17 protein-coding genes are annotated in these 14,962 nt (G+C 62.2%); 8 read left to right on the top strand and 9 right to left on the bottom strand.

The annotated features are described in order from the left end of the window. Positions 1–4 precede the first annotated feature (4 nt). The 5 genes from HOP53_RS06150 to HOP53_RS06130 all read left to right on the top strand — a co-directional run bounded on the left by HOP53_RS06150 (position 5) and on the right by HOP53_RS06130 (position 3,744). Positions 5–559, top strand: coding sequence for a cytochrome b (locus tag HOP53_RS06150; RefSeq protein WP_234269193.1), 555 nt, complete (start codon positions 5–7; stop codon positions 557–559). Between the two features lie 39 nt (positions 560–598). Beyond that, a complete protein-coding gene (locus HOP53_RS06145; protein ID WP_234269192.1) occupies positions 599–1,183 on the top strand; it encodes a YceI family protein in 585 nt (194 codons plus the stop codon). A 121-nt stretch (positions 1,184–1,304) separates the two neighbouring features. Continuing rightward, the gene (locus HOP53_RS06140) at positions 1,305–1,805 is read left to right on the top strand and encodes a PAS domain S-box protein (protein ID WP_234269191.1); all 501 of its coding nucleotides are present in this window, start codon (positions 1,305–1,307) and stop codon (positions 1,803–1,805) included. Between the two features lie 26 nt (positions 1,806–1,831). Next, positions 1,832–3,184, top strand: coding sequence for an MATE family efflux transporter (locus HOP53_RS06135; protein WP_234269699.1), 1,353 nt, complete (start codon positions 1,832–1,834; stop codon positions 3,182–3,184). 83 nt (positions 3,185–3,267) lie between these two features. Further along, positions 3,268–3,744, top strand: coding sequence for a Spy/CpxP family protein refolding chaperone (locus HOP53_RS06130; protein ID WP_234269190.1), 477 nt, complete (start codon positions 3,268–3,270; stop codon positions 3,742–3,744). Between the two features lie 681 nt (positions 3,745–4,425). Here HOP53_RS06130 and HOP53_RS06125 read toward each other — a convergent pair. Then, positions 4,426–5,025 carry a hypothetical protein gene (locus HOP53_RS06125; protein ID WP_234269189.1) on the bottom strand — a complete coding sequence of 200 codons (600 nt, stop codon included), beginning with the start codon at positions 5,023–5,025 and terminating at the stop codon, positions 4,426–4,428. Positions 5,026–5,105: 80 nt separating this feature from the next. Continuing rightward, positions 5,106–6,638, bottom strand: coding sequence for an NCS2 family permease (locus HOP53_RS06120; protein WP_234269188.1), 1,533 nt, complete (start codon positions 6,636–6,638; stop codon positions 5,106–5,108). Between the two features lie 154 nt (positions 6,639–6,792). Here HOP53_RS06120 and HOP53_RS06115 point away from each other — a divergent pair, with 154 nt between their 5' ends. Further along, on the top strand, positions 6,793–7,539 hold the full coding sequence (locus tag HOP53_RS06115; protein ID WP_234269187.1) for a Crp/Fnr family transcriptional regulator: 747 nt from the start codon (positions 6,793–6,795) through the stop codon (positions 7,537–7,539). A gap of 75 nt (positions 7,540–7,614) precedes the next feature. On the opposite strand, the gene HOP53_RS06110 is transcribed toward HOP53_RS06115, so the two are convergent. Continuing rightward, positions 7,615–8,802, bottom strand: a complete 1,188-nt coding sequence (locus HOP53_RS06110) for an amino acid aminotransferase (protein WP_234269186.1) — start codon at positions 8,800–8,802, stop codon at positions 7,615–7,617. Continuing rightward, the gene (locus HOP53_RS06105) at positions 8,803–9,141 is read right to left on the bottom strand and encodes a 4a-hydroxytetrahydrobiopterin dehydratase (protein ID WP_234269185.1); all 339 of its coding nucleotides are present in this window, start codon (positions 9,139–9,141) and stop codon (positions 8,803–8,805) included. A 120-nt stretch (positions 9,142–9,261) separates the two neighbouring features. Here HOP53_RS06105 and HOP53_RS06100 point away from each other — a divergent pair, with 120 nt between their 5' ends. Then, a complete protein-coding gene (locus tag HOP53_RS06100; protein ID WP_234269184.1) occupies positions 9,262–9,873 on the top strand; it encodes a hypothetical protein in 612 nt (203 codons plus the stop codon). 9 nt (positions 9,874–9,882) lie between these two features. Here HOP53_RS06100 and HOP53_RS06095 read toward each other — a convergent pair whose 3' ends face one another. Beyond that, positions 9,883–10,791 carry a GGDEF domain-containing protein gene (locus tag HOP53_RS06095; protein WP_234269183.1) on the bottom strand — a complete coding sequence of 303 codons (909 nt, stop codon included), beginning with the start codon at positions 10,789–10,791 and terminating at the stop codon, positions 9,883–9,885. Between the two features lie 228 nt (positions 10,792–11,019). Further along, complete coding sequence (gene cfa, locus HOP53_RS06090; protein WP_234269182.1) at positions 11,020–12,171, bottom strand: cyclopropane fatty acyl phospholipid synthase; 1,152 nt, start codon at positions 12,169–12,171, stop codon at positions 11,020–11,022. Positions 12,172–12,364: 193 nt separating this feature from the next. Here cfa and pyrF point away from each other — a divergent pair, with 193 nt between their 5' ends. Then, complete coding sequence (pyrF, locus tag HOP53_RS06085; RefSeq protein ID WP_234269181.1) at positions 12,365–13,066, top strand: orotidine-5'-phosphate decarboxylase; 702 nt, start codon at positions 12,365–12,367, stop codon at positions 13,064–13,066. 12 nt (positions 13,067–13,078) lie between these two features. On the opposite strand, the gene lapB is transcribed toward pyrF, so the two are convergent. Genes lapB through HOP53_RS06070 form a run of 3 tightly spaced genes read right to left on the bottom strand, consistent with a single transcriptional unit; the run spans position 13,079 to position 14,896 of the window. Next, positions 13,079–14,266 (bottom strand): lipopolysaccharide assembly protein LapB, encoded by a 1,188-nt coding sequence (lapB, locus tag HOP53_RS06080; protein WP_234269180.1) that lies wholly within the window; start codon positions 14,264–14,266, stop codon positions 13,079–13,081. Then, positions 14,267–14,572 carry a LapA family protein gene (locus HOP53_RS06075; RefSeq protein WP_086508801.1) on the bottom strand — a complete coding sequence of 102 codons (306 nt, stop codon included), beginning with the start codon at positions 14,570–14,572 and terminating at the stop codon, positions 14,267–14,269. Between the two features lie 27 nt (positions 14,573–14,599). Beyond that, positions 14,600–14,896, bottom strand: a complete 297-nt coding sequence (locus HOP53_RS06070; protein WP_010629003.1) for an integration host factor subunit beta — start codon at positions 14,894–14,896, stop codon at positions 14,600–14,602. Positions 14,897–14,962: the final 66 nt, after the last annotated feature.

Genomic DNA, 14,962 nt, shown 5'->3' with positions numbered 1-14,962 from the left:
TGAGATGTGGCGCAACACCCGTACAGGCTGGGGGCTGGTCAGCATCGCCTTGCACTGGCTCAGTGCCCTGACCATCGTCGGCCTGTTCGTGCTCGGCTGGTGGATGACCGGACTGGGCTACTTCGACCCCTGGTACAACCGCGCGCCGTGGTGGCACCGCTCGATCGGCATTCTGCTGCTGTTCGCCACGCTGCTGCGCATCCTGTGGCGACTGTTTCAGCCTACCCCTCAGGCGCAGGGCAGTCGCTTCGAGCGCACCGCCGCTCACCTCGGTCATATCGCACTCTACGTTCTGATGCTCACGGTACTGATCAGCGGCTACCTGATTTCCACCGCCCGCGGGCGTGGCATCAGTGTATTCGACTGGTTCGAGGTGCCGGCATTGATCAGCCGCCTGCCCAACCAGGCGAGCATTGCCGGTGAGATACACTGGTACAGCGCTCTGGCCCTGATGCTGTTGGCGGCGGGCCATGCCATGGCAGCGCTGAAGCACCACTTCATCGACCGTCACGACACCGTCTTGCGTATGCTGAACCCGGCACGTACGCGTCGCCGTTGAACGCCTGCGCCTCCGGGCGCCATCACCAAGGAGAGACCCATGTTCAAGAAAGTCGCACTCGCTACTGCCCTGGGCACCGCTGCCCTGGCCACGGCTGGCCAGGCCATGGCAGCCGAGTATGTCGTGGATACCGAAGGCCAGCACGCCTTCATTCAGTTCAAGATCAATCACCTCGGCTACTCATACATTCTCGGTAACTTCGAGGAGTTCGAAGGTCGCTTCTACTACGATGCGGATGATCTCGAAGCGTCCAGCGTCGAGATGGAAGTGCAGGTCAACAGCCTCAACAGCAACCACGCCGAGCGCGACCGCCACTTTCTGAGCGACGATTTCCTCAGTGCCGGTGACTACCCGACGGCGACCTTCGTTTCCACTGGCTTCGAGCCCACGGGAGACAACGAAGGCGTGCTGACCGGCGAGCTTACCCTCAAGGGCGAGACGCGCGAAATCGAGATGCCGGTCACCCTGGTCGGTGAAGGTGAGGATCCCTGGGGCAGCTACCGGGCCGGTTTCGAAGGCTCGACCACGCTGACGCTGGCCGATTTCGGCATCGACATGAGCGATTTCCCCGAGGTGATGGAAGAGCTCGAGCTGTATGTCACTTTCGAGGGCGTGCGCCAGTAACGTTGCGATCGCTCCCACTCGAACGCTGAGCCCCCCGGCATGGGCCGGGGGGCCAGTAATCCTCATTGATATCAGCTACCATGCAGCCCCTTGTGATACTTCACCGCTGCTGGAGTCTGGCATGGCTGCTCATTTCACCCCGTTGCATCGGCTTTGGCATGCCGCCGAGAATCTGTTGGGCCTGGGACGCAAGGCTCGCCCGGGCGACAAACGGTTTCGCGCGCTACTGGAAGAGCTGCCCAACATTGCCGTTCAGGGCTACGACCGCGACCGTCGGGTGATCTATTGGAATGAAGAGAGTGAGCTGCTCTACGGCTACTGCACCGATGAGGCCGTAGGTCGAAGGCTCGAAGAGCTCATCATTCCCGATGCAATGAAAGCGGATGTGGTTCGCCTTCACTCTGCCTGGCTGTATGAAGGCCGTTCGATACCATCGGGGCGTCTGGTCTTGCAGGACAAGCAGGGGCGTCAGGTCCCCGTTTACTCCTATCATGTCATGTTCGACGAGTTCACCGACAATCCTGTCATGTTCTGTGTCGATGTTCGTCTCGATGCCACGCCTGAGACATCATCTAACGGGTTTTCATCTCCCCTTGCCAATACGGAGTCACAGCCGCAGTGACATATCGTTCATCGCCCGATGGCTCCATGCTGCGTCTGGGACCCGCGCTTTGGCGCCAGACCTGGCCGATGACCATCGGTGTGCTGTCACTGCTGGGGTTCCAACTGGTGGACAGTGCCTTCGTGGCTCGCCTGGGTACGGCCCCCTTGGCTGCCCAGTCGTTCACCTTTCCGCTGACCTTTCTCATCATCGGTGTGCAGGTGGGGCTGGGCATTGCCATCGCGGCCCTGATCTCGCGGACATTGGGCGCAGGTGAGACGTCGCGGGCGCGGCGCCTGGGAACACTGGTGGTGTCGGTGGGCAGCGTAACCATCGCCCTGCTGGCCGTCGTGCTGTGGTGGGCCCAGGAGCCGATCTTCACCCGCCTGGGGGCCGATACGGTGACGCTGCCGCTGATTCGCGCCTACTGGGCGCCTCAGCTGTTTGCGGCCTGGCTGGGGGCGGTGCTCTATTTCATCTACAGCCTGTTCCGCGCCCACGGTGATACGCGCCTTCCCGGCAAGATGATGGTGGTCACCAGCTTGGCCAACCTGGCGCTCGACCCCCTGCTGATCTTCGGTATCGGCCCCTGGTCGGGGCTCGGGCTTCCCGGCGCGGCCTGGGCCACGGCAATCGCCTTTGGCTGTGGACTGCTGGTCGTGGCAGGGCGTTTACGTCAGAACGACTGGCTTTCGCGAAGCGGGCTCAGGCAGGAACTGGCGGTTTCAGCGCGTCCTTTTTTCGGCATTGCCGGGCCCGCCATGGTGGGCCAGTTGATGCCACCGTTGGCGGCGATGCTCGCCATCTCGGTGGTGGCCGGTCTGGGAGAAGCATCGGTGGCCGCCTGGGGACTGGCAAGCCGACTCGAGACGTTGTCTCTGGTCGTGGTGCTGGCCATGACCATGTCGTTACCGCCTTGGTTGGGTCGTTGCTATGGCGCGGGCGACTGGCAGCAGATTCGGCAGCTGATTCGCCTGGCGCTGCGGGTTGTGGTGGCATGGCAGCTTGGGCTCGGTCTGCTGCTGGCGCTCCTGGCGCCCTGGCTGGCGCAGCTGCTGGCTGGAAGCCCGGAGGTGCGCGGGGAGTTGACCCTGCTGATTCGCTTCCTGCTGCCAAGCTATGCCGCGCTGGGTGTCTGCATGCTGGTGGTCTCCGCCGGCAACGCGTTGGGATGGCCGTTGAGGGCCATGCTGATGTCGGCGGCACGGCTGTTCGTCTGTTATCTCCCTTGCCTGTGGTTGGGGGCTTGGCTCGGTGGGCTTGCCGGTCTGGCCATGGGGGCAGCCCTGGGGAACGTCTTGGCAGGTCTGATCGCTTGGCAACTCATGCGACGCTTATTGGTCCGAAGTGGGCAGGATGGTCGGCCCGAGTCGAAACTTTTGGCGCGTGAGCGAACCTGATGCGCTATGTGTTGTCAGGGTAAGGACGTAGTGGCTCGACCGGCACGAGCCATGAAAGCAACTCTGATGGAATGGAGTAATCAATGAAGCTCACCAAATTTGTGGCAACTCTCGCGCTCACCTTGGGCATCGCTGGCGCTGCGGCAGCACAGCAGATGCAGGCTCCGCCCCAGGGCGACCAGGTGGATCAGCTCGATCAGTTGCTCGATCTGGACGAGAACCAGCAGCAGGAAATCCGTGGCTTGCTCGACGAGGCGGAGAGCCAGCTGGCACCCAAGGAGCAGGAGGCTCAAGCGTTGCAGGCGCGTCTCGGTGAGTACGTTGGCCCCGATTTCGATGAGAATGCCATCCGTCAGGATGCGGCGCGGCTGGGCGACCTGACCGGCGAGATTACTGCTGAGACCGTACTGCTGCAGTCGCGTATCGAGGCGGTTTTCACCGATGAGCAGCGTCAACGCCTGGACGAGGCAATCGCCCAGCAGCAGCAGCAAATGCAGGACCTGCAGGGTCAGATGCAGCAGCAGCAGGGTGGCGAACAGCCTGCCCAGCCCGTCCAGTAACGGGTTTACCCAGTAAGCGGCTCGCGCTAACGGCGAGTCCCGGCAGCGGCTTCATGAAAATGAAGCCGCTGTGCTTTCCCCACCGCCGTTTATCTTCCCCTCATCACGCCAGCGCTCCCGCTCTCTGCACGCAACCTGACATCCGTGCGCCCTCGTCGTGAAAACAGGTACTTACCAATACAACAAGGCCTTCTCCGGCAGGTTCTATTCAAGCAGGGTCTTGGTCTCCGTGAGCGTATTTGCGAAAGCGATGCCGATGCGCAGTCGCTGGGCTTTGTCGGGATAAGCCGACAGCGAGACTTACCTTCAAACCGGTGATTTTGCCGCCCCTACGGGTTGAGCGTTTCCTTACGGCGACAGAAAACGCCGTCAAGCGACGGGGATGATACAGTTGTCGAACGACGTTTCGTTTTTAGTTTGCTGTTTTTAAAGCATTAAATTTTCTCATGGCATGGCGCTCGCTAGGTAAGGGTGGAAGCGGTTTCGTCCCGACGAACCGCTCAAGGGACTCTCACTGAAAAGACCCCAGCGAGAACGGGGAAAGGAGGCGCTATGAAGCTCAAGACACTAACTGCCAGTATGGCCCTGATTTTTGCCGGTCTGGCCGGCTCTTCACTCCATGCCGAGACACAGGGTGATGGCTTTTCCACCTTTTCTTCGATGAGCGCATCCAGCTCAGTGTTACTGGCCCAGGCAGGAGATGCCGATGGCGGCGTTGACGGTGGTGTCGATGGCGGCGTGGATGGCGGCGTTGACGGCGGTGTCGATGGCGGCGTTGACGGTGGTGTCGATGGCGGCGTTGACGGTGGTGTCGATGGCGGCGTGGACGGCGGTGTCGATGGCGGCGTTGACGGTGGTGTCGATGGCGGCGTGGACGGCGATGTCGATGGCGGTCTGGACGGCGACGCCGATGGCGGCCTGGACGGCGACGCCGATGGCGGCCTGGACGGCGATGCCGATGGTGCTCTGGACGGCGATGCCGATGGCGGCCTGGACGGCGATGCCGATGGCGGCCTGGACGGCGATGTCGAGGGTGACGTCGAAGGCGACCTGGACAGTGACGTCGAGGGCGATCTGGACGGTGAGGTCGAAGGCGACCTGGACAGTGATGCCGAGGCGGAAACGGATATCGAGACCGAGAGTCGTACCAAGGCCCCAGGGCTGGATCGCGCCATGGAGCGGGCCGCCGAGCCGGCGCAGGACCGCATCGAAGCGAACCGGGATCGCATCAGGGGCTCCGCCGAGGGTGACATGGAAACGGAAGGCACCTTCGAGAGCCACTGAGGCTCAGCGGCAAGGCAAGCTATGGAAAGACATTCAAGGGAAAACGGGGGCGCTGCGGCGCCCCCGTATTTTGTCACTCAATCGGCGGAGGAGGGGTGTCGGCTGGGTGCGGAGTTGGCTGAGTGTGGCGCGGCCAGCTTCTCTTGCTGCCAGGCGAAATAGAGGAACAGCGCCCCCATCACCAGGTAGCCCAATGTGAAGTCCCAAGCCGCATTGAAGGCCAGCTTGGGCGCATGCATCAGGCCGACGAAGGAGAAGGCGGCCGCGACGCCGGCGAAAGCGGCGGCACGACGGAACTGGTGATCGATGATCGAAACGGTCATGGCGCCGATGAAGATGGCCATGAACATGGCCCCCTGGCCCAGCGGCACGATACCGCTCGAGATGCCTGCGACCGTCTCGCCGGCGGCGTTGTTGAAGCGGGTCATCACATAGTTGGCGAAGTAGGGCAGCATGGCCAGCGCCACGGCGGGATAGTAGCGCGTGTCGTTGCTCTGAAAGGCCGTAGCGATCATCGACATGCCGACGAAGACCAGAATCGGGGCAACCACCGAGACCGGGATGATGGCCGCCAGGGCGGCGATCAGGCCGAACATGGTGGCCAAGGCGTAAACCGCACCATTGAGGATGCTGTAGCCGCGTCCCGCTCCCATCCACTTGGCGCCAACCGTGGCGATATAGACGGTGGTCGGGAAGACGCCCCCGAACAGTGCGCCGATCATGGTACCGGCGCCGTCAACGGCTTGGCACTCGCGCACATCATACTTGTCGCCCGCGGCTTCCATCGCCTCGACGTTGTTCATGGTCTCGATGGCGTTGTACAGCGTGATCGGCAGCACCACCGTGAGTACGGCCAACATGCCGGTGAACAGCAGCCCCAGCCCCTCGAACCAGGCCATGTTGGGCAGCAACGGATAGAAGCCCAGATGGGTGAAGGCATCGCTGAAGCGCTCGCCGCCGGCATCGCCGATCAGGTAGGCCATGGCGGTACCGATGACGATGGCGAATAGCGAGGTGGGCAGGCGGAATGGCATGGCAACGCGTGCCACCAGGCCGACGATGATGATTGCCAGCACCAGCAGGCCGATGACCGGCATTTCCAGCGTCTTGAACAGCATCTCGCCGGCGATGAAGGTCAGCGCCACCCCAGCGACGGCGCCGAGCATGGCTGCACGAGGCAAGTGGTACTGGACCCAGCGGCCGACCAGGCTCACGGCCGCCTCGATGGCGCCGCTGATGAAGCAGGCCGCCACGGCCACCTTCCAGGCCAGCGTGGCATCGCCGGTGAGCTGTTTGGCGGGCAGCAACACGCCGAACAGGAAGACGAACATCACCGGGGTGGAAATACCGTAGGAGAGGGCAGTGACGTCGCTGCGATTTTCCTTGCGTGCCAGGCGGGCCGCGCTCCAGGCATAGTAGAAGTTACCCACCATCACGGCGACGGCGGCTCCTGGCAGCACCTGGCCGAAGACGATGGAGGCAGGAAACCCCATGCCCAACATGGTGATCGCAATGATGACGAAGTTGGCGATATTGTTCTGAAACAGGGCGAAGAAGGCGTCGGTGTCCTCCTTCTTGTACCAGGGGTAGTGCACAGGGGAAGCCGCCATGTTGAGCCTCTTATGTGTTGGGTTTGTATACAAGGCGGGTCCAGTCTGGCCCGGATCTGACTGATTGGTCAAGACTGCCTTTGTCGTATACTTGTGCAACGGTTCTGAGTGTTCACGTGTGTGGGCTTGTGTCTGTATCGAGAGGAGAGTTCCGATGAGCTCAGAGAAGAGCTGTGTCGTTCGCCATTTCCGCTATTACCACCCGTTGTCGGATGAGGACATCAAACTGCTTGCCCGGCTGGAGGATAGCGCAACGCCGGTGCGGGCCGGTACCGTCCTGTGGGAGGAGCGAGACGAGGCTCATGAATTCTGCACGCTAAAGCATGGCTGGGCATTCTCTTATCGTGAACTGGAAAACGGGACTCGGCAGATCCTGGAGATCTACCTGCCGGGTGACATCATCGGACTGCGCGAGTTCGCCTTCTCCCAGCGCCTGGCCGGGGTGCAGATGATCGAGGATGGTGAAGTCTGCTTCTTTCCTCACCGCAACCTGGTCGATATCTTTCGCCAGTCGTTCACCCTGACTTCCATCCTGTTCGCTATCGCCAGCCGCCAGCAAGTGCTGCTCACCGAGCGCCTGGTCAATCTGGCACGCCGCAATGCACGCCAGAAGCTGGCCCACTTCATTCTGGAGATGTTTCAACGCCTTCGCCAGACCGAGGCCAACGGCAGTGACAGTCTGCGCCTGCCTCTATCACAGGAGATTCTGGCGGACCTGCTGGGACTGAGCCCGGTGCACGTCAGCCGAACCTTTACTGCGCTCAATGACGATGGCCTGGTGTTCCGCGAGCGATATCAGGTGAAAATACCCGACCTGGAAGCGCTGAAGCAGGAGGCAGGCTTCGACGATCGCTATGTGATCGAGAACATGCGCCCGTTGTTCGATGACAAGGAAAGCTGACGAAAGCCGTTGTCCGTTGTCTGAAACGGACTGCCCCGGCCTGAGGCCGGGGCATCGATATCGGCTGAGCGCTACCTAGTTGACGGCGGCGATGGCCTTGGCCAGGTAGGGCAGGTTCTCGTGGGAGAAGCCGGCCACGTTGGCGCGACCCGAGCGCACCATGTAGATGCCGAACTCGTCGCGCAGGCGGTCGACCTGCTCGGGCTTGAGCCCGGTATAGGAGAACATGCCGCGCTGCTCGGCTACGCAGGCGTATTTCTGGTCGAGTCCGTAGGGCTTGAGAGACTCGACGAAGTCGCGGCGCAGGGTATTGATGCGGTCACGCATTTCGGTGAGTTCCTCGCGCCATAGGGCGGCCAGTTCGGCGGAGTGCAGAATCTCGCTGACGATGGCGCCGCCGTGGGCCGGCGGGTTTGAGTAGTTCTCACGTGCCACGATAGCCACCTGGGAGCGCACGTTCTCCATCTGCTCGCTGTTTTTCGCCACCATGATCAGGCAGCCGGTACGCTCGCAGTAGATACCGAAATTCTTCGAGCAGGAGCTGGTGATGATGACTTCGTCGAGGTTTTCCGCCATGAGGCGCACGCCGTAGGCGTCCTCGTCGAGGCCTTCACCGAAACCTTGATAGGCGAAATCGATCAGCGGTAGCAGGTTGCGTTCACGTACCACTTCGAGAATCTGCTGCCACTGGGCGTGGTCCAGGTCGAAACCGGTGGGGTTGTGGCAGCAGGCGTGCAGCACGATGACGTCGCCGGCGGGAATCTGCTTGACGGCTGCCAGCATGCCTTCGAAATCGAGGCGATTTTCGGCGTCGACGTAGGGGTACTTGTGCAGCTCGATACCTGCAGCCGTGAAGATGCCGTGATGGTTCGGCCAAGTGGGGTCGCTCACCCAGATACCCTTGCCGGGCAGCTGGGCGCTGATGAAGTCGGCGGCCAGCCGCAAGGCGCCGGTGCCGCCCGGGGACTGCGTGGCACTGGCGCGCTTGGCGGCCAGCACCGGTGAGTCCTTGCCAAGCACCATGGGCAGAACCACTTCGCCGTACTGGGGCGCGCCGTGGGAGCCGATGTAGGTCTTGGTGGTTTCGTTCTTGAGCAGCAGGGCCTCGGCTTCCTTGACGGCGCGCATCACCGGAGTGTTGCCCTGGGCGTCCTTGTAGACACCAACGCCGAGATCGACCTTCTGAGGATTGGTGTCCTTCTTGAAGGCCTCGATCAGGCCGAGGATGGCGTCCCCGGGGACCCGCTCAATATGTTCGAACATTTATTTCGCTACCTCGTCGGTTCTGGCGGCAAGTATGAAGTCGTTGCGATGCAGGCCCTTGATCTTGTGGGTCCACCAGTTGACGGTGACCCTGCCCCATTCGGTCAGGAGCGCCGGGTGGTGGCCGGCGGCCTCGGCAATCTCGCCCACGCGATTGGTGAACGCCAGTGCCTGACGAAAGTCGGGGAAGGTAAAGACCCGCTCAAGTTGCATGATGCCATTGCGTTCGACAATCTGCCACTCGGGCACCTCGGGTTTGAACAGCTTGATTTCCGCTTCCGACACGGTGGGGGATTGCTGGCGGCAGGCCTCGCAGGGTTGACGCGAGAGTTGGGTCATGCCGGGTTCTCCTGAGGCGCTTGGCCCCGGTTGGTCACTGTAAGGCTACGCTGTAGTCAAGGTGGGCGCCGAGCCAAGGCCCGCCCATCGCTACGGGGCTCGTCAGGGAGGCGATATTCAATGGATCAGCATAGCGCCTTGCCGCTCTGGCTCAAGCTGTCGTTCACCGGCTGGATCCTGTTCTGGGCGCCTGCCTTTGCCGCGATGCTGGGCGTGCAGAACTATTTCTGGTTGTGCAATGTCGCCAGCTTCCTGATCCTGCTCGGCCTGTGGCTGGAAAGCCGTCTGCTGCTGTCGATGCAGTGGCTCTCGGTGACGCTGGTAGGGGCCTTGTGGTCGCTGGATGTCGGCGTGGCCTGGTTGACCGGGGTGCACCCGATCGGCGGCACCGAGTACATGCTCGATCCCGAGCATCCCTGGCTGGCCAGGGTGCTGTCGCTCTATCACCTGATTTTGCCGCTGGTCGCCGGCTACGCCGTGCTAAAGCTGGGCTATGATCCTCGCGCCCTGAGATGGCAGACGCTGCTGACCTGGTTGCTGTTGCCGCTCACTTATCTCTTCAGCGAGCCTGAGCGCAACATCAACTGGGTGCATGGACCTTTTGGCACTCCGCAGCATTGGGCCGATCCGCGGCTGTACCTGCTCCTGCTGGCCTTGGTCTGGCCACTCGTGCTTTACCTGCCGCTGCATGTCGTGATGGGCTGGTGGCAAACGCGACGCAACGCCAACTGAAGGCTTTGCTCAACTGACGACGCGGTTGCGCCCTTGGCGTTTGGCGGCATAGAGACTGCGGTCGGCCCGCTCGATCAAGGCGTCTCTCGGCTCGCCTAGGCGGTATTCGGCCAGACCGATGCTTGCCGTGAGTTGGCCCGACGAAATACCGAAGTCATACTCGGCAATCTCGCGGCGCAGCCGTTCGGCGAGGGGGCTGCTGGCAACCAGCGGGGTCAGCGGCAGGACCACAGCGAACTCCTCGCCGCCCAAGCGACCGATGACGTCCTCTTCGCGCAGCATCTCATGGCACAGGGTGGCGAACTCGGCGAGTACCTGGTCGCCCTGCAGGTGGCCCCAGGTGTCGTTGACTCGCTTGAAGTGATCCAGGTCGATGAGCATCAACGACAGCGGGCTGCCGTGCCGGTTGCTCCTGGCGATCTCCTCGTCCAGACGCGACATCAGGCGCCGGCGATTGGCCAGGCCGGTCAGGTCGTCGGTGTCCGAGAGTTTGCGCAGCCTTGCCTCTTCGGCCATCTGTTCGGTGATGTCGATCATCAGGCCATGCCAGAGCACACCGGTCGGAGCGTCCTCTGGCTGAGCGCGCAGCGCAACCCAACGATAGCGACGACCCGAGAGACGGATGCGGAACTTGGTGGCAATGGGAATGCGCCAGCGCGCCGAGCGTTCGATGGCGGCCATGACCCGCGGGTGGTCCTCTGCATCCAGGCGGTCGAGCATGTGGCGCGCATCCTGGCCCAGGGCCTGACGGTCGATGCCAGGCAAGCTGGTGCCGCTTCCGGCCAGGTAGGGGAAGTGCATGTGACCGGTGGGGTCACGATGAAACTGAAAGATGACGCCAGGCAGGCGCTCAGCGAAATCCTGCATGCCGATTGGCTCATTCAGCCCCCCACCCGTCATGGCATTGTCGTAAGGCATGCGGGTGTCCCTTGTTTTCCTGCTGCATACATTGCATACAAGCTGTTGTTATATAACGGCTCGGCGTAGTGCCTCAGGTAGGATGGCAGCGCGACGAACGCCTGCATCGGGGTGGAGCCGTTTAGCGAAGGACTAATATACGATGTAACAGTGGGTAAATCACCTGTCTACAGTTGTAAGAAATTGTCCCTACGTTTTGTAAGCCATTCTTGACCACCTGCCGTTCTCTCAGCGCGGCGCGTCGTATCGCTCGGTGCGTGCGCGGGAAAACACCACCTGCCAAAGCTGTATGTCGCGAGCACGAAAGGCGCCGGCACACACCGATAGATAGTAGCGGAACATGCGCTCGATACGCTTTGAGTAACGTTCGGCTATCTCGTGCCAGCGGGCATCGAAGTTGTCGCGCCAGGCCATCAGCGTCCTGTCATAGTCGGGGCCGAAGTTGTGCCAATCCTCAAGCAACAGCAGGCCTTCGCTGGCATCGGCGATATCTCGTGCCGAGGGCAGCACGCCGTTGGGAAAGATATAGCGGTCGATCCAGGGGTCGACGGTGATCTCGGAGCTGTTCGAGCCGATGGTATGCAGCAGGAAGAGACCCGTATCTGCCAGTAGCTTCTCCACGGTTTCGAAATAGGTGACGTAGTTGCGATGGCCGACATGCTCGAACATGCCGATGGAGACGATGCGGTCGAAGCGTCCATCGAGTTCGCGGTAATCCATGAGCCGAATATCGATGGGCAGCCCGGCGCAGCGCTGCCTGGCCAGTTCCGCCTGTTCTCGAGAAATGGTAATCCCGGTCACCGAGACGCCATGGTGGCGGGCCGCATACTCGGCAAAGCTGCCCCAGCCGCAGCCGATGTCCAGCACCTGCATGCCGGGACGAAGCTCCAGTTTGCGGCAGGCCAGCTCGAGCTTGGCGAGCTGTGCCTCGTGAAGCGTGGCGGCCTCTTTCCAGTAGCCGCAGGAGTAGCACATGGTGGGATCGAGCATGCGCTCGAAGAGATCGTTGCCGAGATCGTAATGGGCCTCGCCGACCATGTAGGCGCGGGCCTTGCTCTGCAGGTTGAGCAGCCCCGCCTGCAGCCGGTAGATGATGCGATCGGGGGTTGGTCGAGCGCGTTCGCCGAGGCCGTGCAGGAGCAGGCGACAGGCCAGTTCGTCGAGGCTTTCACATTCCCACCAGCCGTCCATGTAGGACTCTCCCAGCCCAAGGGAGCCCTGACGCAGGATGCGTGAACAGAAGTCGGGGTGATAGATCTGAGGGTCCCACGGGGCATCGCCGTTCAGGGTCACTCCCGAGCCCGCCAGCAGTGCCGTGAGCAGTCGCTGAGTACGGTTGTCGGGCAGGGAAATGGGACCAATGCGTTGTTCGATTGTCATGGAGTCCTCCCGGTCCATTGGCTCGGGGCTTGGTCGTTTCACCTGAATCGCCGTATGGCAGGGTTCGCCGTGCAATCGCAAGGGACTGCATTAGGCAAGTGTATAGTTCAGAAGATAGTCCACGTGGCGAAGAAGGGTTAACGCTCTCAGGCTGGTATAATCGCCGCTCAACTCGCCGTCGGAGTGCCGTAACGTGTCCTGTGATTCACCGCTGATCATCGCTCTCGATCACTCGTCCCTCGATGCCGCCCTGTGTTTGGCCGACCGGCTCGACCCTGCACGCTGTCGCCTCAAGGTGGGCAAGGAGCTGTTCACACGCAGCGGCCCGGAGGTCATCGAGGCGCTCCACGGGCGTGGTTTTCAGCTTTTTCTCGATCTGAAGTTCCACGATATTCCCAACACCGTCGCCGGAGCCGTGCAGGCTGCTGCCGAGCAGGGCGTGTGGATGGTCAACGTGCATGCCAGCGGTGGCCGGCGAATGATGGAGGCAGCGCGCGAGCGGTTGGACCGGAACGGTCTCGACACGCACCTGATCGCAGTAACGGTGCTGACCAGCATGACGGCTGAGGATCTTGCCGAGGTTGGGATTGCCGCCCCGGCGGCGGAGCATGTCGAGCGTCTGGCCCTGCTGACCCGCGAATGCGGCCTGGATGGCGTGGTCTGTTCCGCTCAGGAGGCGGCCAGACTGCGGCAACTGTGTGGCAGCGACTTTCTCAAGGTGACGCCGGGCATCAGGCCACGCAGTGCCGAGCATGGCGATCAGCGCCGCGTAATGACCCCAGCCGAGGCCATGGCGGCGGGAAGCACGCACCTGGTGATTGGTCGGCCGATCACTCAGGCGCAGGATCCCATGGCCGCGCTGGCTGCGATCGAGCAGGAGCTGGCGACAAGCTGAAGCGTCGGGGAGTCACTCTCCTTCAATGCCGGTGATGGGGCGGGTAGTGCCCCAACTGCGACAGCTGGGGCACTGCCAGTGCAGCGGTTGGCCGGCGAAGCCACAGCGCTGGCAGCGGTGGCGTGGACGAACCGCCAACAGGGCATGGGTGTGCTGCTTGAGTAACTGCAGCCGGTTGTCGGGCGCACCACGCTCCTGCTGCTGATGCTGATAAAGATCCAGTAGGTAATCGAGCGCGCCCAGGCTGGGGGCACGGTTGAGCTGTTCGCTGACAAGGTCGATGGCCACCTGCAGACCGAGCCTCTTGCGCTGGGTTTCGGCCAGCAGAATGATCAGACTGGTAACGTGGGCGCGCTCCAGCAGTTCCTCGAGGCAAGTCACCAGGCCCGACTCGTCGTCGAGCATGCGGTAGGCATGATGCAGTGGCTCGAGCACGATCGGCATCATGTCCAGGTCCTGATCGGGGATGCGCATGAGGATGCGAATGGCTTCGCGATAGTGGCCGGTATCCTGTGCCAGGGCCGACAGCAGCAAGTTGGCTCGTACGCAGCGGGGGTCGATGGAGAGCGCGCGGCGCAGATGCTTGCGGGCCAGACCCGGGCTTGCCGAGTGACGCTCCTGATCGGCCATTTCGCACAGCCAGTGGGCCGCGGCGCGGCGTACGTCATCATGCTGGCGGACCAAGTTGGGATAAGCGACGTCGAAGGCGGCCTGCCACTCGCCTTCACGATCGAACAGGTCGGCCAGCAGCCGCTTGGCGGCATGGCGGATGTCGTCATGGCTGGTTTCGCGGATCAACTGCTGGAGCAGGCGCTCGCTGCGGTCGAACAGCCCCAGGTGAAGAAAATCGCGGGAGAGCTCAAGCTGCACCTGGTCGCTTTGCAGTGCGGTCAGGGTGGGGCGGGCCAGCAGGTTCTGGTGAATCTTGACGGCACGATCGGCTTCGCCCCGGGTGCGAAAGAGATTACCCAGAGTGATATGGGTGTCGACGGTTTCGCTGTTGACCTCGAGTGCGCTGACGAAGGTCTCGATGGCGCGATCGGGCTGCTCGTTGAGCAGGTAGTTCAAGCCGACGAAGTAATCCCGCGACAGCGTGTTCGGCGGCGCGGGATCTCGGTTACCCTGGCGCTCGCGTCGGCCTAGCCACCAGCCAATGGCAACGGCAGCCACCAGCAGGGCAAGCAGCAGGGCATCGGGCATTTAGGGCAGTTCCTTGAGCTCCTGAACGCGCAGCCGGTCGAGTTCCTTGCGCTGCTGGCGGTTCAGCCGCTGGGCGCGGGAGAGTGCAGTGCGCAGCCGCAGCCAGACCCCCGTCATCGCCAGCATTCCCAGCACGACGCCACTCACCAGGGCGGCCAGGAGCCAGACGGAGAGCGAGACAGCCGGCAGCTCCAGCCAGATCAGGTTCAGCGGTACCGTCTGCTGGTTGTTGACGGCAAAGAGGATGCCGACAAGCAGGACCGCCAGCAGAATGATGGCAACGATCAGGCCTTTGAGCCAACGCATGTGTCTATCCCTTGTAAGTTCGAAAAATTAATAGCCGAGGGCGCGGCTGGCATTGACCTGCTCGCGAAGCTCCTTGCCGGGCTTGAAGTGTGGCACGAACTTGCCCTCCAGCGCGACCGGATCACCGGTCTTGGGGTTGCGACCTACCCGCGGCTCTCGATAGTGCAAGGAAAAACTGCCGAAACCCCTTATTTCGACACGTCCGCCTTCGGCCAGGGTGTCGGTGATGTCATCGAGGATCAGGCGAACCGCAGATTCGACTTCCTTGATCGAAAGCTCGGGCTGTCGCATGGCGATCTGCTCGATCAATTCGGATTTGGTCATCGGGTCATCTCTCCAGGCGATTCCCGGTCCGGTGGGACTGGGCGGCATTCTTATTCTACCCTCAGC

Origin of the sequence: Billgrantia ethanolica (genome assembly GCF_021404305.1) — a bacterium.
GTDB classification, from domain to species: domain Bacteria; phylum Pseudomonadota; class Gammaproteobacteria; order Pseudomonadales; family Halomonadaceae; genus Halomonas; species Halomonas ethanolica.
This window is presented reverse-complemented; position numbering and strand designations above follow the sequence as displayed.